The organism is Pantoea sp. GbtcB22 (genome assembly GCF_019091025.1).
GTDB classification, from domain to species: Bacteria; Pseudomonadota; Gammaproteobacteria; order Enterobacterales; family Enterobacteriaceae; genus Pantoea; species Pantoea leporis.
The window spans coordinates 1-283 of the sequence record NZ_JAGXKB010000106.1; the positions used below are offsets into that span (position 1 = coordinate 1).

Annotated in this window: 1 protein-coding gene; it reads left to right on the forward strand. The window is 53.0% G+C overall.

All coding sequences use genetic code 11. From position 1 onward, the window contains the following. Window positions 1–283 (forward strand): ATP-binding cassette domain-containing protein (locus KVT28_RS24935; RefSeq protein WP_217550822.1); only part of this gene is annotated, 283 nt, incomplete at both ends.

Sequence of the window (283 nt, forward strand, 5' to 3'; positions counted from 1 at the left end):
CAGTTCCAGCGTGGTATGGCGGCTTGTCAGACGCTGTTCTCGATGGTTGACAGTGAGCAGGAAGTGGATAACGGCAAGCGTGAAATGGATCGTGCTAAGGGTGATGAGGAATTCCGCAACGTGACTTTTACCTATCCAGGCCGTGAAATTCCTGCGCTGCGTGATATCAACCTGTCTCTGCCTGCCGGTAAAACCGTTGCACTGGTCGGCCGATCTGGCTCTGGTAAATCCACTATGGCCAGCTTGCTGACGCGCTTCTACGACATTGATAGCGGTGAAATTC